This window comes from Noviherbaspirillum malthae (genome assembly GCF_015352985.1).
Classification (GTDB): domain Bacteria; phylum Pseudomonadota; class Gammaproteobacteria; order Burkholderiales; family Burkholderiaceae_D; genus Noviherbaspirillum; species Noviherbaspirillum malthae.
Genome location: NZ_JACYXF010000014.1, coordinates 68,324 through 93,454 on the forward strand (window position 1 = coordinate 68,324; position 25,131 = coordinate 93,454).

The 25,131-nt window shown below is 62.0% G+C and carries 14 protein-coding genes; 8 read left to right on the plus strand and 6 right to left on the minus strand.

The window, feature by feature from the left end; all coding sequences use genetic code 11:
• Positions 1-81 precede the first annotated feature (81 nt).
• The 4 genes from IGW03_RS17200 to IGW03_RS17215 all read right to left on the minus strand — a co-directional run bounded on the left by IGW03_RS17200 (position 82) and on the right by IGW03_RS17215 (position 4,530).
• Positions 82-1,317: a CaiB/BaiF CoA transferase family protein gene (locus IGW03_RS17200; RefSeq protein WP_194723796.1), complete on the minus strand. Its 1,236-nt coding sequence runs from the start codon at positions 1,315-1,317 to the stop codon at positions 82-84.
• Positions 1,318-1,343: 26 nt separating this feature from the next.
• Positions 1,344-2,123 carry an enoyl-CoA hydratase/isomerase family protein gene (locus IGW03_RS17205; protein ID WP_194723797.1) on the minus strand — a complete coding sequence of 260 codons (780 nt, stop codon included), beginning with the start codon at positions 2,121-2,123 and terminating at the stop codon, positions 1,344-1,346.
• An 87-nt stretch (positions 2,124-2,210) separates the two neighbouring features.
• Positions 2,211-3,188 (minus strand): Bug family tripartite tricarboxylate transporter substrate binding protein, encoded by a 978-nt coding sequence (locus IGW03_RS17210; RefSeq protein ID WP_194723798.1) that lies wholly within the window; start codon positions 3,186-3,188, stop codon positions 2,211-2,213.
• 121 nt (positions 3,189-3,309) lie between these two features.
• Complete coding sequence (locus IGW03_RS17215) at positions 3,310-4,530, minus strand: pyridoxal-phosphate-dependent aminotransferase family protein (protein WP_194723799.1); 1,221 nt, start codon at positions 4,528-4,530, stop codon at positions 3,310-3,312.
• Positions 4,531-4,716: 186 nt separating this feature from the next.
• On the opposite strand from IGW03_RS17215, the gene IGW03_RS17220 reads away from it, so the two are divergent.
• The 6 genes from IGW03_RS17220 to IGW03_RS17245 all read left to right on the plus strand — a co-directional run bounded on the left by IGW03_RS17220 (position 4,717) and on the right by IGW03_RS17245 (position 18,467).
• Positions 4,717-5,415, plus strand: a complete 699-nt coding sequence (locus IGW03_RS17220) for a GntR family transcriptional regulator (RefSeq protein ID WP_194723800.1) — start codon at positions 4,717-4,719, stop codon at positions 5,413-5,415.
• Positions 5,416-5,477: 62 nt separating this feature from the next.
• On the plus strand, positions 5,478-8,477 hold the full coding sequence (locus IGW03_RS17225; protein ID WP_228535691.1) for an FAD-binding and (Fe-S)-binding domain-containing protein: 3,000 nt from the start codon (positions 5,478-5,480) through the stop codon (positions 8,475-8,477).
• Between the two features lie 685 nt (positions 8,478-9,162).
• On the plus strand, positions 9,163-10,590 hold the full coding sequence (locus tag IGW03_RS17230; protein ID WP_194723802.1) for an efflux RND transporter periplasmic adaptor subunit: 1,428 nt from the start codon (positions 9,163-9,165) through the stop codon (positions 10,588-10,590).
• Between the two features lie 46 nt (positions 10,591-10,636).
• Positions 10,637-13,717: an efflux RND transporter permease subunit gene (locus IGW03_RS17235; protein WP_194723803.1), complete on the plus strand. Its 3,081-nt coding sequence runs from the start codon at positions 10,637-10,639 to the stop codon at positions 13,715-13,717.
• Entirely contained in the window at positions 13,714-17,019 is a 3,306-nt protein-coding gene (locus IGW03_RS17240) for an efflux RND transporter permease subunit (protein WP_194723804.1), read from the plus strand. The genes IGW03_RS17235 and IGW03_RS17240 overlap by 4 nt, the downstream gene beginning before the upstream one ends.
• 8 nt (positions 17,020-17,027) lie before the next feature.
• Positions 17,028-18,467 (plus strand): efflux transporter outer membrane subunit, encoded by a 1,440-nt coding sequence (locus IGW03_RS17245; RefSeq protein ID WP_228535675.1) that lies wholly within the window; start codon positions 17,028-17,030, stop codon positions 18,465-18,467.
• A gap of 296 nt (positions 18,468-18,763) precedes the next feature.
• On the opposite strand, the gene IGW03_RS17250 is transcribed toward IGW03_RS17245, so the two are convergent.
• The gene (locus IGW03_RS17250) at positions 18,764-19,591 is read right to left on the minus strand and encodes a ParB N-terminal domain-containing protein (protein ID WP_194723806.1); all 828 of its coding nucleotides are present in this window, start codon (positions 19,589-19,591) and stop codon (positions 18,764-18,766) included.
• A 335-nt stretch (positions 19,592-19,926) separates the two neighbouring features.
• Between IGW03_RS17250 and IGW03_RS17255 the strand changes: the two genes are divergently transcribed.
• Positions 19,927-21,063 (plus strand): Fic family protein, encoded by a 1,137-nt coding sequence (locus tag IGW03_RS17255; RefSeq protein ID WP_194723807.1) that lies wholly within the window; start codon positions 19,927-19,929, stop codon positions 21,061-21,063.
• Between the two features lie 121 nt (positions 21,064-21,184).
• Entirely contained in the window at positions 21,185-24,031 is a 2,847-nt protein-coding gene (locus tag IGW03_RS17260) for a PAS domain-containing protein (protein WP_194723808.1), read from the plus strand.
• Between the two features lie 21 nt (positions 24,032-24,052).
• Here the strand turns inward: IGW03_RS17260 and IGW03_RS17265 are convergent, their stop codons facing one another.
• Positions 24,053-25,087 carry a GlxA family transcriptional regulator gene (locus IGW03_RS17265; protein ID WP_194723809.1) on the minus strand — a complete coding sequence of 345 codons (1,035 nt, stop codon included), beginning with the start codon at positions 25,085-25,087 and terminating at the stop codon, positions 24,053-24,055.
• Between the last annotated feature and the right edge of the window lie 44 nt (positions 25,088-25,131).

Consider the following 25,131-nt stretch of genomic DNA (forward strand, 5'->3'; position numbering starts at 1 on the left):
GCATCGGTTCAATGACGTCAACGCGCTTCGCCTATTTCAAGCATGTGCAGCGTATCGGCATGATGCTCTACATGCTCGTTGTCATACCTCCGTTTCAATCACGGCTTCTTCAATAATGCCTTCCGCCAGAAAATCATCGATTTCCTGATCGGTGAACTGATATTCCTTCAGCAGTTCCCGGGAATGCTCGCCCAGCATCGGTGCCGGCCGGTTGATTTGCGTTGGCGTCTTGGAGAAATGCACCGGGCAGCCCAGGGCTTTGGTCGGACCGGCCTGCGGGTGCACCAGATCGACCACCATGTCGCGCGCAAGGGTCTGTGGATGGTTCAAGGCTTCCGCCATGGTATGGATGGGCCCAACGGGAACCCCGGCGGCGTCAAACACCTTGATCCATTCGTCCTTGGTGCGCTGAACGAGTACCTCGCTCATCAGTGAAGTCAGCGCATCGAGGTTTTCCATTCGCGCAGTGTTGTTGGCAAAGCGCGGATCGGTGCACCACTCCGGATGACCCAGGACTTCGGCGATGCGCTCCCAGTTGGCTTGATTGGCTCCGCCGATATTGATCCAGCCGTCGCTTGCGCGGAAGGCCTGATAGGGCGCGGTCAAGAGATGTGCGGAGCCTGTCGGCTTGGATGAGCTACCTGTCGCGAAATAAACCGCCGCCTGCCAATAGGTCTGTTGCAATGCGGCTTCCATCAGCGAGGTATCCACGATCTGGCCCTGTCCGGTTTTCAGCTTGTGCGTATAGGCAGCCAGTATGCCGACGGTTGCCAGGATGCCGGCATTGATGTCGGCGATCGAATTCCCGGTTTTCACCGGAGGCCGTCCGGGTTCGCCGGTAAACGACATCAGGCCAGAGAATCCCTGGGCAATCAGGTCGAACCCGCCCTTGTCGGCAAAAGGGCCGTCACGCCCGTAACCCGATACCGAGCAATAGATCAGGCCCGGGTTGATCTTCGACAGCACCTCATAGCCAAGGCCCAGCTTCTCCAGCGTGCCTCGGCGATAGTTTTCCGTCAGCACATCGGCGCTTTTCACCATGCGCAGCAGGATTTCCTTGCCTTTCGGCGCCTTCAGGTTCAGGGCAATGCCGCGCTTGTTGCGGTTGAGGATCATGAACGGTGCCGACACGCCCTTGATGCGCGGCTCGCGATAGCCTCGCGAATCGTCGCCGCCCGGCAGCTTTTCAACCTTGATGACATCCGCGCCCATATCGGCCAGCATCATGCCGCAGGTGGGCCCCGCCATGATTTGCGCAAGTTCCAGCACCCGCATGCCGGAAAGCGGGCCGGGATGCGGAGTAGGGGTGTTCGCCATGCTTGCTCTCTTTCTCTGTAATCGTGTCAGCTGCCCGTCCATTCAGGGCGCCGCTTTTCCATGAACGCTTCCACGCCAGCGCGGAAATCCCTGCTTCCGTAGCAGGTTCGGATCAAGTCCTCCCCATCAGGCAGCTGGTTCGCGACGATGCGCCGTATGCCTTCCTTCGATACCCGCATCGTGAGCGGCGCATGTTTTGCCAGCCGCTCGCACATGGACTGCACCGCAGCGTCCAGTTCCGCCGGCTCGACGAGCTCTGTCACGAAGCCGCAATCCCTGGCTTCCTGCGCAGACACGGTATCGGCCAGCATGAGCATGCGCTTGGCGCGGCTTGCACCGAAGGCGGCAACCAGCCGCGTCATGTTCGCAATCGACAGGCAGTTACCCAAGGTCTTGGCGATGGGCACGCCAAAACTTGCCTTGGGCGTGGCGATCCTGAAATCGCAGGCCGCCGCGATCGCCATGCCTCCGCCCATGGCCCATCCCTCCACCACGCAGATGGTCGGCATCGGCAGTGCTTCGATCTGCCCGATCCGTTCGTCGATGGTTCGCTCGTAGGCGATGCCGTCTTCCGCACCCTGGAAGGAGCGGAATTGCTCGATGTCGGTACCGGCAACGAAGGCTTCGCCGCCAGCGCCGCGAAACGTGACGATCTTGATGGTGTCATCGGCACGGACGGCGGCGCAGGCGGCGGCCAGTTCCTCGTACATCGACCAGGTCATGGCGTTACGCGCCTGCGGCCGGTCGATGAGAATATGGGCGACGCCTTCCCTGACCGTCAGGTGTACACGGCCGTTGTTAGTCATGCAAAATCTCCGGTATCTGAGTCGTTGGTAATCCGGCCTGGAAAGAATGAAACGGGAAGCGGCAGAGAAAGACTCTGCCTGCCGGCATCAGCTCTCGGTCGTGACCTTCGCATCCTTGATGACCTTGCCCCAAGTCTGCCGTTCGCTGCGGATGAATTCGGCAAATTTCTCGCGCGTGCCGCCACTGTCCTCGGCGCCATACTGGTCCAGCCTTTCCATCACATCCGGCATGGACAGCACCTTGTTGACATCGTCGTTCATGCGCTGCGCAAGCGCTGCCGGCATCTTGCCCGGTCCGACCAGTCCGTACCAGGTGCTGGCGTCGAATTCGGGGAAGCCCGCCTCGGACATCGTCTGCAGGTTGGGATAGGCCTTGCAGCGTTTCGGGCGCGTCTGTGCAAGGGCGATCACCTTGCCCGATTTGACATGGGGCGTCGCGGCCGTCATGGTGTCGAAGCTGTATTCGATCTGGTTGCCGATCAGGTCGGCCAGCAGGGGACCGGACCCCTTGTAGGGCACGTGCAGCGCATCGACGCCTGCGCGCAGCTTGAACATTTCCAGCGTGAGGTGCTGGCTGGAGCCGATGCCCGCCGAACCGAATCCGATCTTGCCGGGATTGCGCTTGCACAGTTCAACCAGCTCCTTGACGCTGCGTACCGGCTGCGACGGATTGCAGATGAGCAGATTCGGCGTCACGCCCACCATGGCGATCGGCACGAAGTCGCGCTCGACGTTGTAGCTCAGCCTCGGCATGAGGCCGGGAGAAATGGCATGGCTGTTGACATGGGCCATCAGCAATACCGATCCGTCGCCGGGCTGCTTGGCAACGTAGTCGGCGGCGATCGTGCCCGCCGCACCCGGCTTGTTGTCGACGATGACCGGAACGCCCCACATCGTGGTCAGTTTTTGCCCGACGACCCGGGCCAGCGCATCGGTGCCGCCCCCCGGCGGAAAGCCGACGATGATCTTGACGGGCCCTGATAGAGGACCCTGGGCGCGGACAAGCGGGGATACCAGGGTAGCTGCCGTCGCAGCCGTGGCTGCAAGGAAGGTTCTGCGTTTCATGTGTCGCCTCTCAACATTGGATTTTTATAATGACCATGCCGCGACCGGTTGACGCTCTTCTGCGGCGTCTTCGTCTCGGCTAACGCACTGCTGATACTGCTACATCACACCCGCGCCATGCTTATGCCGCTTTCGCTTCGGGTATGCTGACCGACTTGGCAAGCGATTCCATCGCAGCCTGGATGCCGCCCTTGGTATGGGGCACATTGGCCAGGCCCAGTCCCATTTCCACACCGGCGATCGTTCCGCACAAGGTGAGATCGTTGAAGTCTCCAAGATGGCCGATTCGGAACACCCATCCCGAAAGCTTGCTCAAACCCTGTCCCAGCGACATGTTGAAGTTGGTGAGGATGGTCTTGCGAAGAACGTCGGCGTTGTAATGCTGGCCGTTGGCATCCTTGGGCATGACTACCGCGGTCAGGACGCCGCTGTATTCGGCCGGGTTCTGGCAGAGAATTTCAAGACCCCAAGCCCGTACTGCCTGGCGGGTTGCTTCCGCATGCCGCTGGTGTCGCTGGAATACGTTGTCCAGTCCTTCCTCGAACAGCATGTCGCAGGCTTCGGACAGGCCGTACAGCGTATTGGTCGCTGGCGTGTAGGGCCAGAAGCCGTTCTTGTTCGACTCGATGATCTCATCCCATGCCCAGAACGCGCGCGGCAGCTTCGCCTTCTTCGACGCTGCCAGGGCTTTCGCGGATACCGCATTGAAGGAGATCCCGGGCGGGAGCATCAGACCCTTCTGGGAGCCGGACACAGTGACGTCGACGCCCCATTCATCATGGCGGTAATCGATGGAGCCCAGGGATGAAATCGTGTCGACCAGGAGCAGGGCAGGGTGGCGTGCATTGTCCAGGGCGCGGCGCACGGCGGCGATATCCGAAGTGACGCCGGTGGATGTCTCGTTATGCACCACGCAGACGGCCTTGATCTCATGACCGGTGTCTTCGGCCAGGCGGGCTTCGATCTCGGCCGCATTGACGCCGCGCCGCCAGTCTCCGCCCAGGAATTCCGGCTGCAGCGACATGCGCTCCGCCAGCCGTTTCCACAGCGTTGCGAAATGTCCGGTTTCATACATCAGCACCTTGTCCCCCGGAGACAGCGTGTTGACGAGCGCAGCCTCCCAGGCGCCGGTGCCGGAAGCGGGATAGATCACGACATGGGACTGGGTCTTGAAAACCTGCTTGATGTCGGCGAGTACCTTCTTGCCAAGCGCCTGGAATTCCGGACCGCGATGGTCGATGGTCGGGTGATCCATTGCCCTGAGGATGCGGTCAGGCACGGTACTGGGGCCCGGGATCTGAAGGAAATGGCGACCGGAAGGATGGGAGTTGAGCTTGAGCATGAGGTCTCCTTGGAAGTGGTTTTTCTAACGCGTTCAGTTTGCATACAATATACTACATGCCAAGCAAAGCCAAGCATTACCACGAAATCGTTTGAGGACCAGTAAATACCGCGCTTATGCAGGCGCTCACGAGCTTCATCAATAGTAAACTTTCGGCGATATCCGTTCTTGGTATACAATATTCACATGAAAGAAAATGACTTATCCAATTCCTTGCCTCCAGCCAGTCCGGTCGACCGGACTGGGCTCGCTGCCGCCGTCACGAAGAAACTCCGGGACATGATCGTTGAAGGCGTGCTCACGCCGGGCACCCGGCTCAATGAACGCCTGCTGTGCGAACGCCTGCAGGTTTCCCGCACGCCACTGCGCGAGGCATTCAAGACGCTGGGCTCGGAAGGGCTCATTGAACTGCTGCCGAACAAGGGAGCAGTCGTTGCGCAAATGTCGGCCGACGACATTCGCCAGACATTCGAAGTGATGGGCGCCCTCGAAGGCCTGTCCGGCCAGCTTGCGTGCGCGCGCATTACCGACGGCGAAGTTGCAGAGATCAAGGCCTTGCACTTTGAAATGCTCGCCGCCCATGCGCGCCGCGACTTGCCGGCGTATTACGGTATCAACCACCAGATTCATAACCGGATCAATGCTGCCGCGGCCAATCCGGTACTGACGGCCACGTACCTGCAGATGAACGCGCGCATTCAAAGCCTGCGCTTCCGTTCCAACTTCAACCAGGACAAATGGGATACCGCCGTCAGGGAACACAGCGCGATGCTTGCAGCGCTTGAAGCCCGCGATGGCGCGCAGTTGCGCGCCTTGCTCGAACAGCACCTCCAGAACAAGCTCGAGACCGTACTCGCCGACCTGCGCATGCAGCTCTCAGCCTGAGACATAAGGACAACACTTCGATGAATGCCTCCGTTCCATCCAACATTCTGCTCGGCGCAGACATGCAAAAGCTGTCCGAACGTCACGCGCTCGGCAAGCGACTACAAACGGAGACCACCGGAGAAGTGCTGTTCGACAAATTCTCGCGCGGACGCTATTCGACGGATGCCTCGATCTATCAGGTAGAGCCGGTCGGCGTGTTCGTACCGCGCACGGAAGGCGATGTTTCCATCGCCATCGACATCGCGCGTGATGCCGGCGTCCCGATCCTCGCGCGCGGCGGCGGAACGAGCCAGTGCGGGCAGACGGTGGGGCAGGCGCTGGTCATCGACAACAGCAAGTACCTCAACGGCGTCGTGTCTTTCGACAAGGATGCAATGACCGTCACCGTCCAGCCGGGTATCGTGCTCGACCATCTCAATGCATGGCTGAAGCCGCATGGCCTCTGGTTTCCGGTGGATGTATCAACGGCGGCGCAATGCACGATCGGCGGGATGACGGGAAACAATTCCTGCGGTTCGCGCAGCCTGCACTACGGTAACATGGTGCACAACGTGCTTTCCATTGAAGCGTGGCTGTCGGACGGAACGCAGGCGCTCTTTACGGACATGACCGCAATGCTTCAGTCGGCCCCGCAGCGGGTACGGAAGCTGGCCGACAAGGTGGCTGCCATTGCATATCGGGAAAAGGAAGAAATTGCGGCGCGCTTTCCGAAGGTGATGCGGCGCGTCGGCGGCTACAACCTCGACGTCTTTCATCCCCAATCCGAACGCCCTTACACCAGCGACGGCAGCGTCAACCTGGCGCATCTGCTGGTCGGCTCGGAGGGTACGCTTGCCTACTCGCGCAGCATTACGCTGCGGCTGGCGCCGCTGCCCCGGGCCAAGGCACTCGGCATCGTCAATTTCAACAGCTTTCACAAGGCAATGGACAGCGCCCAGCACATCGTGAAGCTGGGTCCGGTGGCTGTCGAACTCGTGGACCGCACCATGATCGAGCTGGCGCGCGGCAACCCCGCCTTCCGGCCGACCATCGAGAAGGCGCTCATCGGCGCGCCCGACGCGATTCTCCTGGTCGAATTCGCCGGCGAGGACAAGGCCGAGCAGGTGCGCAAGCTCAAGAGCTTGGTTGACCTGATGAGCGATCTCGGTCTGCCCGGTTCGGTAGTGGAGATGGCCGACGACAAGGAACAGAAGGAATTGTGGGAGGTCCGCAAGGCCGGCCTGAATATCATGATGAGCCTGAAGGGCGACGGCAAGCCGGTGTCCTTCATTGAAGACTGCGCCGTACCGCTGGAGCATCTGGCGGAGTACACCGATTGCCTGACCGAAGTCTTCGCAAAGCACGGCACCCGCGGCACCTGGTATGCCCATGCGTCGGTAGGCACGCTTCATGTGCGGCCCATCCTCGACATGCGCCGCGACGGCGGCGCGAAGATGCGCGCCATTGCGGAAGAGGCCGCTTTCTTCGTGCGCAAGTACAAGGGCGCCTTCTCAGGCGAACACGGCGATGGTCTCGTGCGCAGCGAATGGGTGGATTGGCAGTTCGGCGAACGGCTCATGGGAGCGTACCGGGAAGTGAAGGATGCGTTCGATCCCGCCGGCCTGATGAACCCGGGCAAGATCGTCCGCGCCACCAAGATGGACGATGCATCGCTGTACCGGTTCAAGCCGGGCTATGCGCCGATACAGCTCGAGACCGCACTGGACTGGTCGTCATGGAATGTGCAGAACGATCCCGTGACCGAGGAGACCAGTGCTCCGGGTACGGGCGGCGACCCGGCCGGCGGCTTCGCCAAGGCAATCGAAATGTGCAATAACAACGGGCACTGCCGCAAGTTCGACGCCGGCACCATGTGCCCCAGCTATCGGGTGACCAAGGACGAGAAGCACCTGACACGGGGCCGCGCCAATACCTTGCGCCTGGCGGTCTCCGGACAGCTCGGGCCGGATGCCTTCACCTCGGAAGAGATGCATGCCACGCTGGACCTCTGCGTCAGCTGCAAGGGATGCAAGCGCGATTGCCCGACCGGCGTGGACATGGCCAAGATGAAGGCCGAGTTCCTTTATCACTACCGGAAGAAAAATGGCCTGCGCGTCAAGGACAAGCTGATTGCCTACATGCCCCGCTATGCAAAATGGGCATCCCGGCTTGCTCCGCTGTTCAACCTGCGCGATACGCTGCCCGGCGCCGCCGCCCTGAGCGAAAAGCTGCTCGGATTCAGCGCCCAGCGCCGCCTGCCGCAATGGCGTTCCGATACGTTTCTCGCTTCGGCGCGTCCATCCGCAAATACCGCGAACCTTCGGGAAGTGGTTCTCTTCGCGGACACGTTCAACAATTACTTCGAATCTGAAAATGCACGGGCTGCATTGCGCGTGCTGGAAGCCGCAGGCTACCAAGTCCATATTGCAGCGGCAAAAGACGAGGCAAGGCCGCTGTGCTGCGGGCGTACCTATCTGTCTGCGGGTCTGGTCGATGAAGCCAGGCAGGAAGCGCGACGGACCATCGAAGCATTGCTGCCATTCGTCGAGCGAGGTGTTCCGGTCATCGGACTTGAACCGTCCTGCCTGCTCACGATGCGTGATGAATTTCTTGCATACGGTTTGGGCAAGGCGGCGGAAAAGCTCGCTGCCAACGCGCTGCTCTTCGAAGAATTCCTGGCGCGGGAAGCCAAGGCCGGTGAATTGAAACTGAAGTTGAAAGCGTTGCCGCAAAAGACGGCCTTGCTGCACGGCCATTGCCATCAGAAAGCCTTCGATGCCGTCAAGCCGGTCCAGGTCGTACTAGGACTGATCCCCGATCTGGAGGTCAAGCTGATCGAGACGAGCTGCTGCGGCATGGCAGGCAGCTTCGGTTATGAAGCATCGCATTATGAAGTGTCGATGAAGATGGCCGAGCTCTCCCTTCTGCCGGCGGTGCGCGCAGCCGCACCTGACACGGTTATCGTGGCCGACGGAACGAGCTGCCGCCATCAGATTGCCGACGGCGCAAACCGTGAAGCACTGCATGTGGCACGCCTGCTGGAAAAGGCGCTTGATGCATCGGTGGTGAGGGACGCCTGAACAGGCATTCCGGTCCGGCGTACAAAGTCGGCTCATGACAGACAACGGCGAGCCCCTGCACGCGGGGGCTCATCTTCGGTGTCGAACCTGACCCGGTTCAACCCAATCACATAGGCGCTTTCCGTGTCAGTCTTGCCAATCTTGTCAATACGACTATTGTCCACTGTCCGCCTGAACATCTTTTGTAATCCATAGCGACTTGGAATTCAAAGAACCCAAAGTTTTCTCCAAGTCGTGAGCGCATTTCATGGACGAATAGCGCCATTCGCAATCTGCCGAGTCCATTATTGGCACGCCCCGAGCTTGCAGCCAACCATATCCTGACCTGATGTCTTTTCAATTCAGCAAGCGTTGATTTTTCCTGGTTGCCAGCACGATAACGGCGCCTGTCGGTCAAATTCATGAAGCCTGACAAACGTCTACAATGTGCACCGCATCTTTGCACCGGCGTCGGTCGAATCTGAAGCAGGGTGAACACTTCGATACAAATCCCACCGTTCCGGACAACAACCCGATACACTGCGCTGGCAAGATTGCAACTTTTGCGGCCGTCCTTGCTGCGTCGATTGAAGGCGCATTCCCTTCAGCTTGCCTTCCTGGCAATGATGGCTGCTCCGGCAAACATTACATGACACATGCAGACCGTCGGCCCATGCCCGGCATGCCGAGGTACAAGGAATATTGAATGGATCAAAGAGTCGAACCGCCGATCCCAGAAACCGCATCAGCCACCCGCAGGCGCAAGCTGCCCATCGGAAGCATCATTGCCGTGATTGCGCTCGGCCTGCTGGGCTGGCTGGCCTGGTATCTGACGCATCCGGCAAACGACAATCCATCGGGTCCCCCGGGATCGGCCAGCCTGCCCGGACAGACCGGGCAGCCGGCACGTCGCGGTCCGCCCCCGACCACGGTCGGCGTGGCGACCGTCGAGCGGGCGGACATACCGGTTATTGCCGAGGCGCTCGGCACCGTCATGGCATCGGCGACGGCTGTTGTCCGCCCCCAGGTGTCCGGCGTGCTCAAGGAGGTCCTGTTCACCGAGGGCCAGGCAGTCCGGGCAGGCCAGCTTATGGCCGTCATCGATCCGCGCCAGTTCGAGGCGGCGCTGATGCAGGCCAGCGGCCAGCGGCAGCGCGACGAGGCTCAGCTGCAGAATGCGAAACTGCTGCTGGAACGCTACAAGACACTGCTCGAACAGGATTCCATCGCCCGCCAGGAGGTCGATACGCAGGCGGCGCTGGTCAAGCAGCTTGAAGGAACGGTGGCCGTCGACAGGGCGGCGGAAGTGGCTGCAAAACTCAATCTCGGCTACACCAGGATCACCGCCCCGATCAGCGGCAGAGTCGGCCTGCGTGCCGTGGATGTCGGCAATCTGGTCAGCTCCGGCGACGCCAACGGCATTGCCGATATCACCCAGGTATCGCCGATCGACGTTGAATTCTCACTGCCGCAGGATCTGGTTCCGGAGTTGCGCTCGCGGATCAATGCGAATGCGAACCTGCCCGTCACGGTGCTGGACCGCAATCGCGTGACCGAACTCGATACCGGTAAATTCCTCGCGCTCGACAACCAGGTCGATACCCAGACCGGCACGATCCGCGCCAAGGGACGTTTCGACAATAGCAAATCCATGCTGTTTCCCAGCCAGTTCGTCAATGTCCGGCTGTTGCTGCGCACGATCGAGGGCACTCTGGTAGTCCCGGTGTCGGCAGTGCGCCATGGCGGCAACGGCGACTTCGTCTATGTGCTCAATCCCGCCGAGAAAACCGTATCGCTGCGTGCTGTCAAGCGAGGGCAATCGATGGTAGACAAGGTGGAAATCGTTTCCGGCCTCAAGCCGGGCGAGCAGGTCATTACCGAAGGCGCCGACCGCCTCAGGGACGGCGCGAAAGTCAGCCTGCCGGGCGAGCGCCCGGGCGGAAGCCGCGGTCCCGGCGCGCGGCGCGGCAATGGCGAAGGCGGTGGTAACGGTGCGGCCGCAGGGCAGGGCAACCGCAGCCCGCAAGGCGGGCAAGGTCTGCAAGGCCCGGACGCCCAGGCCAGCGCGGGACAGGCTCCCGCCGCGCAGGCTGCCGGCGAGCGCCGCCGCAGGACCGAGGCGCCGAACCCATGATGCAGGCATCTCGCAAGCCGCAGTATTCGCCGCCAGGGGAGATGCCATGAGTCCTTCCCGGCCATTCATCCAGAGACCTGTTGCCACGTCGCTCTTCATGCTGGCAATCGTCCTTGCCGGCCTGATCGGCTTCCGCTTCCTGCCGCTGTCCGCGCTGCCTCAGGTCGATTTCCCGACCATCCAGGTACAGACGCTGTATCCCGGCGCAAGCCCGGAAGTCATGAGCCAGACGGTCACTGCGCCGCTCGAACGCCAGTTCGGGCAGATGTCCGGCCTGCAGCGCATGAGTTCCACCAGCGCATCCGGCGTGTCCATCGTTACGCTGCAATTCGGCCTCGGCCAGACGCTTGACGTGGCGGAACAGGAAGTCCAGGCGGCCATCAATGCCGGCGGTTCGCTGCTGCCGGCCGACCTGCCGGCGCCGCCGGTCTATGCCAAGATCAATCCGGCTGACGCCCCGGTGCTGACACTGGCCATCACTTCCGACACGCTGCCGCTGACGGAAGTGCAGAACATGGTCAATACGCGCCTGGCATTGAAGATCAGCCAGGTCGCCGGCGTCGGTCTGGTGACGCTCAACGGCGGGCAGCGGCCCGCGATGCGCATCCAGGCCGATACCCAGGCGCTGGCATCCTACGGCCTCGGGCTCGACAGCCTGCGCACCGCGATCGCCGCCGCCAACGCCAATGGCGCGAAGGGCAGCTTCGACGGGCCGACCCGGTCCTACAGCATCAATTCCAACGACCAGCTGCTGGCGGTGGACGACTACCGGAACCTGATCGTCGCCTATCGCAACGGCGCGCCGGTGCGCCTGTCGAATGTTGCCCAAGTCGTCGAGAGCGCGGAAAACATCCGTCTCGGCGCCTGGGCCGACATGAAACCGGCGATCATTCTCAATGTCCAGCGCCAGCCGGGTGCCAACGTGATCGCCACCGTCGATGCGATCAAGGCGCGCCTGCCGGAACTGCAGGCCGGTTTCCCGGAATCGGTGCGCATCGATGTGCTGAGCGACCGCACCACCGGTATCCGGGCGTCGGTCGAACACGTCGAGATGGAACTGGTGCTGGCCGTCGTGCTGGTGGTGCTGGTCATATTCGCGTTCCTGCATGATCTCAGGGCGACCGTCATCGCCAGCCTGGCGGTACCGATTTCGCTGATCGGCACGTTCGGCGCGATGTACCTGCTCGGCTACAGCCTGAACAACCTGAGCTTGATGGCATTGACGATTGCCACCGGCTTCGTCGTCGACGATGCCATCGTGATGATCGAAAACATCGCGCGCTACATCGAGGAAGGTGAAACGCCGGTGGCGGCCGCGCTCAAGGGAGCGGCGCAGATCGGCTTCACCATCATCTCGCTGACCGTATCGCTGATCGCAGTGCTGATTCCACTGCTGTTCATGGGCGATGTGGTCGGACGCCTGTTTCGCGAATTCGCCGTCACGCTGTCGATCACCATCCTGATTTCCGCCCTGGTGTCACTCACGCTGGTGCCGATGATGTCCGCACGCTGGCTGCACGGCCCTGGGGAGCAACGCAAGGAAAGCAGGCTGCAGCGCATGTTCGACGGCGTCATCGTTCGCTACGACAGGGGGCTGCAATGGGTGCTCGCATGGCAGGGACTGACGCTGCTCGTGGCCCTGCTGACGCTCGCGCTGACAGCGCTGCTCTATGTCGTGATACCGAAAGGCCTGTTCCCGGTGCAGGACACCGGCCAGCTCCAGGCGCGCCTCGAAGCGGCGCAGTCGGTTTCCTACCAGCGCATGGCGGAACTGCAGCAGGATGCCGCGCAAGCCATCCTGGAAGATCCGGATGTCGCGAACCTGAGCTCGGTCGTCGGCGTGGATGCGGCTAACAACCGCATGCTCCATACAGGCAGCATGCTGATCAACCTCAAGCGCGAGCGCAGCGGCTCCCAGCAGGAAACCATGGACCGCCTGCGCGAGCGCGTTTCCCGCATCCCCGGACTCACGCTCTACCTGCAGCCGACGCAGGACTTGACCATTGATGCGGAGACCGGCCCGACCCAGTTCAGGGTATCGCTGGAAGGCGCCGACAATGCGACCGTAGTGCAGTGGGCCAACAAGCTGGAAGAGCGCATGGCGGCCCTGCCGGAACTGCGCAACGTCACTTCAGATGCAGGCGCGACCGGCGTTGCCGCATTCATCAAGATCGACCGAGATACGGCCTCCCGACTGTCGGTGACTGCATCGTCGATCGATGATGCGCTGTACAACGCCTTCGGCCAGCGCATCGTCTCCACCATCTTCACCGAGACGAATCAATACCGGGTGATTCTTGAAGCACGGCCGGGCTTGCTGTCGACGCCTGAGTCCCTGGGGCTGCTGCCGCTGCGCACCGGTTCGGGAAAGTCCACGCCGCTGTCCGCCGTGGCAACCATCACCGAGCGTCCGGCGCCGCTGCAGATCACCCACGTCGAGCAGTTTCCCGCGACCACGCTCGGCTTCGATACCGCGCACGGCACCTCGCTCGGCAAGGCGGTCGATGCCGTGCGCCAGGCCGCCAGGGACATCGGCATGCCGGGTTCCGTCACGATGCATTTCCTGGGCGCCGCCGGCGCTTATGAAGCGTCGCTGACCAACCAGCTGTGGCTGATCCTGGCCGCGCTGGTCTGCGTATACATCGTGCTCGGCGTATTGTACGAAAGCTATATCCATCCGCTCACCATCCTGTCGACGCTGCCTTCGGCCGGCGTCGGCGCCTTGCTGGCGTTGATGGTCACCGGACAGGGGCTGGGCGTCATCGGGATCATCGGCATCATTCTCCTGATCGGCATCGTGAAGAAGAACGCGATCATGATGATCGACTTTGCGATCGATGCCGAGCGCAACCAGGGCAAGTCGCCGCGCGAGGCGATCCACCAGGCCGCGCTGCTGCGCTTCCGTCCCATCCTGATGACCACGCTGGCTGCGCTCTTCGCAGCCGTGCCGCTGATGTTCGGCTGGGGCGAGGGTGCGGAACTGCGCAGGCCGCTCGGCCTGGCGATTTTCGGCGGGCTGGTCGTGAGCCAGGTGCTGACGCTGTTCACCACGCCGGTCATCTATCTCGCCTTCGACCGCCTTGGACGGCGCTGGACGGGGCGCGGAACCAACGAGGTTGTCGCGTGAACCTGTCCGCGCCCTTCGTACGCCGCCCGGTCGCCACGGTATTGCTGACGATCGGCATCGCTTTCGCGGGCATCGTCGGCTTTTTCGTGCTGCCGGTATCGCCCCTGCCGCAGGTCGAGTATCCGTCGATCACCGTCTCAGCCTCTCTGCCCGGCGCCAGTCCGGACACGATGGCCACCAGCGTGGCGACGCCGCTTGAACGACGGCTCGGGGTCATCGCCGGCGTCAACGAAATGACATCGACGAGCAACAGCGGCTCGACGCGCATCAGCCTGCAGTTCGATCTCAATCGCAAGATCGACGCGGCCGCTCGGGAAGTGCAGGCGGCAATCAATGCGTCGCGCGCGGACCTTCCGGCGACGCTGAAAAGCAATCCGACCTATCGCAAGGTCAGTCCGTCGGCGTCTCCGGTGATCATCCTCGCGCTGACCTCGCGTACCCGCTCGCCCGGCCAGATCTACGAGGAAGTGTCCAATCTGGTCCAGCAGAAGCTGGCGCAGGTGCCGGGCGTGGGCGACGTTGAAATCGGCGGCGGTTCGCTGCCGGCGGTGCGCATCGAGCTGCTGCCTTTTGCGCTCAACCGCTATGGCGTCAGCATGGAAGACGTGCGCGCGGCCATCCAGGCCAGCACGGCGAACCGGCCCAAGGGCGCCATCGAAGGCGACGAACGCCGGCTGCAAATCTATTCCCAGCCTGGAACCGTCAGCGGCGGCAAGAGAGCGGTCGATTATCGAGGACTCGTCGTCGCCTGGCGCAACGGCGCGCCGGTACGGCTGCAGGACGTCGCCGACGTGGTCGACGGCGTGGAGGACAGCCGCACCATCGGCCTCTTCAACGGCCAGCCTGCCGTGATCGTGCTGGTGACGCAGCAGCCCGGCGCCAACGTGATCAAGACCGTGGACGGCGTGCGCGCGCTGCTGCCGGAGCTGCAGGAACAGTTGCCGCATGACGTGCGGCTGCAAGTCGCATCGGACCGCACCAACTCGATCCGTTCCTCGCTGCATGAAATTGAATTCACGCTGATTCTCTCCGTGATCCTGGTGGTGCTGGTCGTCAGCGCCTTCCTGCGCAGCTTCCGCGCCACCATCGTGCCCGCCGTGGCCACCGTGGTTTCGCTGCTGGCCACCTTCGGCGTCATGTACATGCTCGGGTTCAGCCTCAACAACCTCAGCCTGATGGCGCTGACGGTGGCGACCGGCTTCGTGGTCGATGACGCCATCGTCGTCCTGGAAAACACCAGCCGCCACATAGAGCAGGGCATGGACCGCTTCAAGGCCGCATTGCTTGGTGCGAAGGAAGTCGGGTTTACGGTACTGTCGATCAGCGTCTCCCTGGTTGCCGTCTTCATCCCCCTGCTGTTCATGGGCGGGCAGATCGGCCGGCTGTTCCGCGAATTTGCGGTCACGCTGTCGGCGGCGGTGATGATTTCGATGCTGATTTCGCTCACCACCACGCCGATGATGTGCGCATGGCTGCTCAAGCGCGAACCGGAAGGGCAGGAGCGGAAACCGCCGGGCCGCGTTTCCCGCTTTTTCGAACGCAGCTTCGGCTGGGTGCTGCGCGGCTATGAGCGCAGCCTCGACTGGGCGCTGTACAACCGCGCGCTCGTCATGTTCATTCTGCTGGCAGTGGTCGCCCTGAACGTCTACCTGTTCGTCGCGGTGCCAAAGGGGTTCTTTCCGCAGCAGGATACCGGCCAGATCAACGGCGGCCTGCGCGCCGACCGCAGCATTTCCTTCCAGGCGATGCAGGGCAAGCTGCAGCAGCTCGTCGACATCATCCGCCGCGATCCGGCAGTCGATACCGTCGTGGGCTTCACCGGAGGGCGGCGCGCCGGCGGCGGCTTCATGTTCATCAACCTGAAGCCGCGTTCGGAAAGAAGCGAAGGCGGGCAGGCCGTCATTGCGCGCCTGCGGCCCCAACTGGCGCAGGTGACCGGCATCACGCTGTTCCTGAACACGGTCCAGGACCTGCGCGTGGGCGGCCGGCAGAGCAATTCCACGTATTTGTACAGCCTGAAAAGCGACAGCAGCGCCGACCTGAAGACCTGGGCCTTGAAGCTTGCGGAAGCGATGAAACGGCAGCCGGCATTGATCGACATCGATACCGATCAGCAGGAAAACGCCGTTGAAACCTATGTCGATGTCGACCGCGAAACGGCGGCGCGCCTGGGCATCAGTTCGCGCGATGTCGACAACGCGCTCTACAACGCCTTCGGCCAGCGGCAGGTCGCGACCATCTACGATGAGCTGAACCAGTATCACGTCGTGATGGAAGTCGCGCCGCAATATGCGAAAAGTCCCGAATCATTGAAGGACATCTACGTTCCGGTGCGGGCAAGCACGGCCGCGGCGGCTGCTGGCGCTACTGCTGCATCGAGCGCGGGACGCAATACGGGAGTTGCGACATCGGGTACAACAGGGACTGCAGCGGGAACCATGACCGCAGGCGCTGTCTCCACCGTAGTCAATCCCTCACTGCGCGACCAGTCCGGCGGCCAGGCGCTGAGCATTGTGCCTAGTACCATGGTGCCGCTTGCAGGAATCGCCCGCTTTGCGGAAAGGCCTGCGCCGGCTTCCGTCAGTCATGAAGACGCGGAACTGGAGACAAGCATTTCATTCAATCTTGCGGACGGCAGCACGCTGAGCCAGGCGCAGGATGCCGTGAAGGCGGCGGAGGCGGAAATCAGCATGCCGACCAATGTGCGCGGCAGTTTCGCCGGCGCCGCCCGCAGCTTCCAGGAATCGCAGAACCAGCAGCCGATGCTGATTCTGGCCGCGCTCGTGGTGATCTACATCGTGCTGGGCATCCTGTACGAAAGCCTGGTGCATCCGGTGACGGTACTGTCGACGCTGCCGTCGGCCGGTGTCGGGGCGGTGCTAGCACTGCTGCTGTTCAAGATGGAGTTTTCCATCATCGCGCTGATCGGCGTCTTCCTGCTGATCGGCATCGTGAAAAAGAACGCGATCCTGATCATCGACTTCGCTCTCGATGCGGAACGCTCGCGTGGCCTGAGTTCGCTGGAGGCAGTGCGTGAAGCCTGTCTGCTGCGCTTCCGCCCCATCCTGATGACCACGCTCGCCGCCGCGCTCGGCGCATTGCCGCTCGCGATCGGCTTCGGCGAGGGCTCGGAATTGCGGCGTCCGCTCGGCGTGGCCATCATCGGCGGCCTGATCGCAAGCCAGCTGCTGACGCTGCTGACGACGCCGGTCGTCTACATCCTGCTCGACAAGCTTCGTCGGCGCGGTCCGGACGAAAGCCGCCGGCGCCGGATCGATGCCGCCGTCCAACCTTCAACATGAACGCTTCCATGCTTCGAATCCGCCATTACATCATTGCCGCAGCCGTTGCAGGAACGCTAGGAGGATGCGCCGTCGGCCCCGTGTATGAAAGGCCGGCCGCCGCGTTGCCGGCGCACTTCAAGGAAGCGCCGGGCTGGCTGCCGGCAGCGCCGGCCGACAGCCTGGAGCGTGGCAAATGGTGGGCCTTGTTCGAGGATCCGTTATTGAATGAACTTGAGGCGGCGGTCGAAGTATCGAACCAGAATGTCGAAGCCGCCGCCGCAGCCTACGCGCAGGCAAGAGCGCTGGTCCGCGAACAGCGGGCGGCCTTGTTTCCCGTCGTGTCGCTCGACGGCGGCGCCTCGCGCGGCGGCCGCAACACCGGCGGTACGACAGGAGCCGCCACAGGAGGCAGCCGCATCTCCAACGCCTACCAGTTCGGCATCGGCGGCAGCTGGGAGCCGGACGTCTGGGGCAGGCTGCGCGCAAGCGTCGGCAATGCGAGCGCCAGCGCCCAGGCCAGCGCGGCGGATCTGGCGTCGGCACGGCTGTCGGCGCAGGGCGAACTGGCGGTGAATTACTTTACCCTGCGCCTGACCGATCTGCAGGCCGAACTGCTGCGCAACAGCATCGCCGGATACCAGCGCGTGCTGCAGATCACACGCAACCGCTACGACGCCGGCATCGCGCCCAAGACCGATGTGCTGCAGGCCGAGACGCAACTGGCCAATGCGCAGGCCGATGAAGTCGGACTGGCCCGCCAGCGTGCGCAGCTGGAACATGCGATCGCGGTCCTGATCGGCAAAATGCCGTCGGAGTTTTCGATTGCGCCGCTTCCCTGGAAACATGTGGTGCCGGAGGTTCCGGCCGTCCTGCCGTCAACGCTGCTGCAGCGCCGGCCCGACATCGCTGCGGCCGAACGGCGGGTGGCCGCTGCCAATGAACAGATCGGCATCGCGCGTTCCGGTTACTTCCCGAATATCGGCCTAGATGCATCGTACGGCTTGTCGGCCGCTACGGTAGGGAATCTGTTCAATGCGTCGTCGACGCTGTGGTCGCTGGGCTTGTCTGCCGTGCAGACCGTATTCGACGCCGGTGCCACCGGTGCCAGGGTCGACGCCGCTCGTGCGGCCCATGGACAGGCGACCGCACGCTACCGCCAGGCGGTCCTTGCTGCCTTTCAGGATGTCGAGGACCAGCTCGCCGCCACGCAGGTGCTTCTGCGCCAGGTGGAACTCAGGCAGCAGGCGTCAGCGGCGGCAGACCAGGCGGAAGCGCAGATGCTGAACCGCTATCGGGCCGGGCAGGTAAGCTATACGGAAGTCGTGAATGCCCAGGTCACGGCGCTGAACGCTCGGCGTTCGCTGGCGCAGGCACAAGCCGACCGGCAGACTGCAGCCGTGGCACTGATCCAGGCACTCGGCGGCGGCTGGCGCCAGGATGGCGACGCAGCGACTGCGATGAAATAGACCGCTGCTGGTTTCTGAAGCGAAAGCCTTCCCGCTGTTTAGCTCCTGATAATGGCATATTGCTATCAGGAACTGCTTCGATTACGCTTTGTCTCAGCTGTACGATCAACCAGTGAGACCCGGCGCCACCATGCACTTCCAATTGCCTCCCGACAGCTCTGACATCCATTACTTCGCCAGCCTTGAAGATTTCGAAAAGTGGTACGAACAAAATCAGGCTGCGGAGGAAGCCACGAGGCGCCTGCTTCAATCACTTCAGAAAAACAGCAAATAGCTGCACCTGGCAATCAGCTCCGTTAAGACTTTCCGGCACGCGCCTCGGCGAGAGCGATGGTCAGGTGCTGTACCTTCAGCTTGAGCTGATCGCGTTCCCTGGTCAGCTCATCGACCAATATCTCCAGGCGGTAAACGGCCAGCTGGTCCGGCGTCGCATCATCGGGCGGCGGCGCCAGTGCCGGCGTCGGTTTTGCAGGCTGCCGCGCTTCACGCAGCTGTCTGGCGGTTTTGCGCAATTCCTTTTTACCGCCGGCAACCGCTTCCACCTGCTTTTCAACCGGCAGGGAAGCCACGGTGGCGGCCGCATTGATCGAGATTACCCCGGCCTTTACCGCGTCGACCAGCTCGGGCGCCGCCGTCTTTTGTATTTTTTCGATCTGTCCCAGCGTCGCACTGCTGACTCGAGCGGTGCGTGCAACAGCTTCGCGGGTTAACGGCGCCGGAGTCTTGGCCGCCGTTTCCCGCTCTTCAGTTTCCGCTTTTTCAACTTTGACTTCCGCGGCATTTGGCTCTGCCTGCGCAAGTCGCGCCGAGAGAATTTCCTTCTTTCTCAATGCGAGTACCCCGCGCTGGAAATCCGAGACGCTTCTTCGCCCGAGATGATTATTGATCATCCACAGGTGCACGTCCTCCATGGTCTTGAAGTTGGTGTTCTGCACCGTGTTGAAGGGAATGCCATGCTTCTGGCAGATGCCGTAGCGGTTATGCCCGTCCACCAGCAGATCGCCCCATAGCACCAGCGCATCGCGGCAGCCCTCGGCGAGCAGGCTGCGTTCCAGTGCCTGGTATTCGTCTTCTGTCAGCGGATCGATATAGGCCCGCAGCTCCTCGTTGATCGTAATCGTCATGAACACGCCAAAATAAATAAGTGGCAGTAGTTTACACAACGAAAGCAGCCGGAGGCGGCCTATTGATTCGGCCCGGCAAACCGTTCCTTTTTCGGGTCGCTGCTCTCGCTCTCTACCTCTGGGAGAAGGCCGGGGTGAGGGGGACGGCCCAATATATTTTGGGGCGGATCTTTAGTCCTCCCATCTTGGGCTGGCCATCCGCCGTCACACAAACGACCCGCAGCAAGCCGATTGCGGGCTCCGTCCGGCTCCATGTGGCGAATATGCACCGTTATTTCCGCTTTTCTTGCGGAGAATGTGTTGCTTATGCGGTGAATAGCTTCCATAATCGCCGCATGAACAGCGGAGATTACACCTACATCTGGCAAGCCTCGGACTGGCCGAACTGGCGCTTTGACCTGGCGGCGCTTGCCGGTCCGCTCGCCGAGGTCAGCCGTGCGCAAGGGCTGCTGATGGGGCGTCTCGCCGATGTCGGCCTTGCCCTGCGCGACCAGGCGAGCCTGGCGGCGCTGACCGAGGACGTCATCAAGACCAGCGAGATCGAAGGCGAACACCTCAACGTCGAATCGGTACGTTCGTCGATTGCTCGTCGCCTCGGCGTCGATATCGGCGCGCTGGCTCCCGTCGACCGCCATGTGGAAGGCGTGGTTGAAATGGTGCTCGACGCCACCGCCAACTGCAATGATCCCGTTTCTCTGGACCGGTTGTTCGGCTGGCATGCCGCTCTTTTTCCTACCGGCTATTCGGGCCTGTCCAAAATCACCGTCGGCGCCCACCGCGACGATGCGAACGGTCCGATGCAAGTCGTGTCCGGCCCGGCAGGGCGCCAACGCGTGCATTTCGAAGCGCCTCCGGCAGAAGGCCTTGAGGCCGAGATGAACCGCTTCCTGGAGTGGATCAACCGTGGTCCGGACGAACTTCTTCTCATCAGGGCCGGGCTGGGCCATCTCTGGTTTGTCACCCTGCATCCTTTCGATGACGGCAACGGACGTATTGCCCGTGCCATCGGCGACTTGCTGCTTGCGCGCGCCGATGGCAGTCCCCAGCGCTTCTACAGCTTGTCGGCCCAAATCCAGCGGGAACGCAAGGCCTATTACGATATCCTGGAGCGCACGCAGAAAGGAACGCTGGACGTGACGGAATGGTTGGCCTGGTTTCTCGCCACATTGCACCGCGCCATCGACCAGGCGCAGCATGCCCTCGACGCCGTGCTGATCAAGGGCAGGTTCTGGCAGCAGATCGCCGGCAAGCCGATGAACGAGCGGCAGGTAAAACTGGTGAACCGATTGCTCGACGGCTTCGACGGCAAACTCACCAGCAGCAAGTGGGCAGCGATTGCCAAATGTTCGCCGGACACGGCGCTGCGCGACATCAATGAACTGGTGACGCAAGGCGTGCTGCGCAAATCGGCTTCGGGCGGGCGAAGTACCAGCTATGAATTGAGCGGCCTGCCTTCGGAGCAATTGACGTAAGTTGGCGTGACCGGAGCAATCGGAAACCAGAGGTATCATCATTGGTGCCATCGGCGCAGGACGCGCCTGCAGGCTTTCATGTCGTGAGTGAACAACCAGAATCCCAGAATCAGGATTTTCCGTGAAAAGACAATTCGAAGTGCCGCCGGTATTGACGATCGGAGGCGGCAGTGCTGGAAAACTGATACGGTCCCATGACTGGGCAAGGTCTCCACTCGGCGCTCCTTTGGCCTGGCCGCAGCCGCTGCAAACCATCGTCCGGCTGATGCTCGACTCCAATACGCCCCAGTTCATTGCGTGGGGCCCGCAGTTGTGCCTGCTCTATAACGATGCGTACCTGGGCGTTCTGGGAGACAAGCATCCCGACGCCATGGGCACTCCCTTCAAGGAAGCGTGGTCGGAAGTCTGGGAAGACGTGGAACCGATGGTCAGGCAAACCATGGCCGGTGAACCGCTGCGCTACCAGAACGCCCCCTTCATCATTCAGCGCAATGGCACGGACGAAACGGCCTGGTTCAACTTCTCCTATACCCCCATACGTAATGCGGACGGCACGGTGGAAGGCATTCACTGCGCGCTTGTCGAAACGACAGACCATGTACTCTTGGAGAGGGAACGGGAACGCCAGACGGAGCGCGTGTACAGCCTCTTCGAACAGGCGCCGAGTTTCATGGCTGTCCTTTCCGGCCCCGATCATGTCTACGAACTGGCCAACGATGCCTATCTGCGCTTTGTCGGACAGCGCGAGCTGGTAGGCAAATCGGTCGCGGACGTCTTCCCGGAACTGTCCGGGCAGGGTTACCTGGAAATACTCGACGAGGTCTACCAGACCGGGAAGCGGTTCGTCGGCAGGAAGCTGTCGGTTCAGCTGCGGCGGCAGCATGGCGCGCCGCTGGACGAGCGCTTCATCGATTTCGTCTTCGAGCCGATGCGCGACCCTCAGGGTGTGGTCAACGGCATTTTCATTGAAGGCTATGACGTCACCGATCACCAGCATACCGAGGAGCGTCTGCGCGAAAGCGAGCGCCAGGCAATGGAAGCGGCCCGATCGGCGGGCATGGAGCAAAGCCGCCTGCAGGCCCTGCTCGAAGCAGCACCGGTGGGCATCACCTTCGCTGACACTTCCGGCAAGATCGTTCTCGGCAATACGGAAAACCGCCGCATCTGGGGAGACCATCCGATGTCCGAAAGCGTCGGCCAATACGCCGAGTGGAAAGGATGGTGGGCAGACCAGTCAGAGCGTCACGGCCAGCGCATCCTGCCGCATGAATGGGGACTGTCGCGCGCACTGAAGGGAGAGGATGTGCCGAACGACATCGTCGAAATCGAGCCTTTCGGCATGCCCGGCGTGCGCCGAACCATCCTGCTGCGCGGATCTCCGATACGCGATGCGGAAGGGGATATCGTCAGCGGCGTGGTCGCGCAGATGGATGTGTCCGACCGCGTGCGCAGCGAAGCCGCGCTGCGTGAAAGCGAAGCCCGATTCCGCACGATCACTGACGCGATGCCCCAGATGGTCTGGTCCACGACACCGGATGGATACCATGACTACTACAATCAGCGCTGGTACGACTTCACGGGAGTGCCGCCGGGTTCGACTGATGGAGAAGGGTGGAACGGCATGTTCCATCCAGACGATCAGGACCATGCCTGGAAGGTGTGGCGGCGTTGCCTGGATACCGGCGAGCCGTATGAAATCGAATACCGGCTGCGTCATTGTTCAGGGCAATATCGCTGGGTGTTGGGCCGTGCGCTTCCCATGCGAGATGAAAGCGGACATATCACGCGGTGGATGGGGACGTGCACCGATATTCACGAGCACAAACTTGCCCGGGAGGCATTGAAGGAGTCCGATCGCCGCAAGGACGAGTTCCTGGCGATGCTCGCACATGAACTGCGCAATCCGCTGGCGCCGATCAGCGCCGCCGCCGAACTGCTGCCGATGATGGCGGGTGCGGACGCGCGCATGAAGCACATCGGCGAGGTGATTGCACGCCAGACGCACCACATGACCGAGCTGGTCAACGATTTGATGGATGTATCGCGCGTCACACGCGGACTGGTCACGCTGCAAAGTACCCCGCTGGATATCAAGGCGGTGGTGGCCGAAGCGGTCGAACAGGTGAGGCCTCTGGTAGAAGAACGCGGCCACGCGCTGGACATGCATCTTCCCTTTGAGAGCGCTGTCGTCCAGGGAGACAAGAAGCGCCTGGTTCAGGTGCTTGCCAATCTGCTCAGCAATGCGGCCAAGTACACGCCGAACGGAGGCGTTATCGATTTGCACCTTCGGGTAGATGCAGCGCAGGTAGCCATATCCGTGCGCGACAACGGCATCGGGATGTCCCCCGAACTTGTGCAGCGCGCCTTTGAACTGTTTGCCCAGGGTGAACGAACGGCGGACCGGTCCCAGGGCGGACTTGGGATCGGATTGGCGCTGGTCAAGAGCCTGGTGGAACTGCATGGCGGCACTGTGCACGCGTCCAGCCAGGGCAGCGGCAAGGGAAGCGAATTCACGGTCATGCTGGCACGCATCCTTCAAGAGAAAGAACACCGCCTGGAGGACGGCCATGCAGCCTTGTCGCCGCTGGAGTCTCCATACCGGATATTGCTCGTGGATGACAATGCCGATGCCGCCGACATGCTCGGCATGTTTCTGGCCGCGGCGAAATACGAAGTTGCGGTGGAGTACCATCCGGAAAAGGCGCTTGAACGCGCCGCATTGTTCCGGCCGCATGTATGCATGCTGGACATCGGCCTGCCGGACATCGACGGTTATGAACTCGCGCGCCGGCTAAGGTCGATGCGACGCGAGGAGGACCTGCATCTGGTCGCCGTCAGCGGTTACGGGCAGCCGCACGACAAGGATGCGGCGCGCGCCGCCGGGTTCGAATTTCACCTCGTCAAGCCGGTCAATATGTCCGAGCTGGTCGGCTATCTTAACCGGGTCAGGGAAAAGAAAAACGCATGACACCGGCCGCAATGAATACGCTCAACGCGCAAAACCAGGAATGCGAAAGCGCCGGCGATAGGCACCCGGCGCCAGACCGGTCGTGCGCTTGAACAGCCGGCGGAAGAAAGCCGGATCCTCGTACCCGACCCTCCAGCTGATCTCGTCGATGGGCGCCTCGGTCCGCTCGAGCCTGCGCTTCGCATCTTCGATCCGCAGGCGCTGGACATAATCAAGCGGAGTGAGTCCGGTCGCCTGCGTGAAGCGCCGCTTGAAGGTGCGTTCGGCAAGCCGGGAACGCCGGATCATCTCTTCCACCGGATGGGCGACCGAAAAATGCTTGTCCAGCCATTGCTGCGCGCTTTGGATGTCGCCATCGCCATGGTCACGCTTGCCCTCGAAAACAAGATAAGGGGTGAGTCCGTCCTGGTGCCACTGCAGCGCAAAGAGGCGCGCAACTTCCTGGGCCGCGGTCGCGCCGGCGTAACGTGCAATGAGGTAAAGCACGAGATCATGCCAGCTCATCGATGCGCCCGAACAAACCAGTTCTTCACGCGCCCCGGAGATGGTCAGCACGCGTTCCGGATGAATGGGAACGGACGGGTAGGCAGCCGCGAAGGCTCCGGCATAGCCGAAGTGCACCGTGGCGTCCTTGCCGTCGAACAGGCCGGTTTCCGCCAGAAGGAAGATTCCCGAGCAGGCCGAACAGAGCACCGCGCCGCGGTCGTGCATCATGCGCAGCCACGCGACGAGGCCGGGATAGCGGTCCTTCTTCCATCCTTGCTGCGGCAGAAGCACCGAGGGAACGATGACGATATCGGTGGCATCAATCTCCGTGAATGCGCGCTGCACGTTAACCGGCACGCCGCTTGCCAGTCCAAGGGGGCCCGTCGCTTCGCCAACGATCTCAAGGCGGAACGGGACCGAAGCGGCGCCTAGTGCGTCAGGCATGTCCATAAGCGTGAAAGCATTCATCACGTCGAAGATGCCGGTCAGCGTGGAAACAGCCGCATCGGGCAACGCAAGCAGACTGACGTGGCGCGGAGCAGATCCGGGGGAGGGCGCTTGTCTGGCCATGGCAACTCCTCTTCGTGACATTTTCCTGGATTCAATCGTACCCG

Excerpts from the sequence above, each read along its gene's own strand:
- IGW03_RS17200 (WP_194723796.1), bottom strand. The coding sequence starts at position 1,317 with ATGGCGAACACCCCTACTCCGCATCCCGGCCCGCTTTCCGGCATGCGG.
- IGW03_RS17205 (WP_194723797.1), bottom strand. The coding sequence starts at position 2,123 with ATGACTAACAACGGCCGTGTACACCTGACGGTCAGGGAAGGCGTCGCC.
- IGW03_RS17210 (WP_194723798.1), bottom strand. The coding sequence starts at position 3,188 with ATGAAACGCAGAACCTTCCTTGCAGCCACGGCTGCGACGGCAGCTACC.
- IGW03_RS17215 (WP_194723799.1), bottom strand. The coding sequence starts at position 4,530 with ATGCTCAAGCTCAACTCCCATCCTTCCGGTCGCCATTTCCTTCAGATC.
- IGW03_RS17220 (WP_194723800.1), top strand. The coding sequence starts at position 4,717 with ATGAAAGAAAATGACTTATCCAATTCCTTGCCTCCAGCCAGTCCGGTC.
- IGW03_RS17225 (WP_228535691.1), top strand. The coding sequence starts at position 5,478 with ATGCAAAAGCTGTCCGAACGTCACGCGCTCGGCAAGCGACTACAAACG.
- IGW03_RS17230 (WP_194723802.1), top strand. The coding sequence starts at position 9,163 with ATGGATCAAAGAGTCGAACCGCCGATCCCAGAAACCGCATCAGCCACC.
- IGW03_RS17235 (WP_194723803.1), top strand. The coding sequence starts at position 10,637 with ATGAGTCCTTCCCGGCCATTCATCCAGAGACCTGTTGCCACGTCGCTC.
- IGW03_RS17245 (WP_228535675.1), top strand. The coding sequence starts at position 17,028 with ATGCTTCGAATCCGCCATTACATCATTGCCGCAGCCGTTGCAGGAACG.
- IGW03_RS17250 (WP_194723806.1), bottom strand. The coding sequence starts at position 19,591 with ATGACGATTACGATCAACGAGGAGCTGCGGGCCTATATCGATCCGCTG.
- IGW03_RS17255 (WP_194723807.1), top strand. The coding sequence starts at position 19,927 with ATGAACAGCGGAGATTACACCTACATCTGGCAAGCCTCGGACTGGCCG.
- IGW03_RS17265 (WP_194723809.1), bottom strand. The coding sequence starts at position 25,087 with ATGGCCAGACAAGCGCCCTCCCCCGGATCTGCTCCGCGCCACGTCAGT.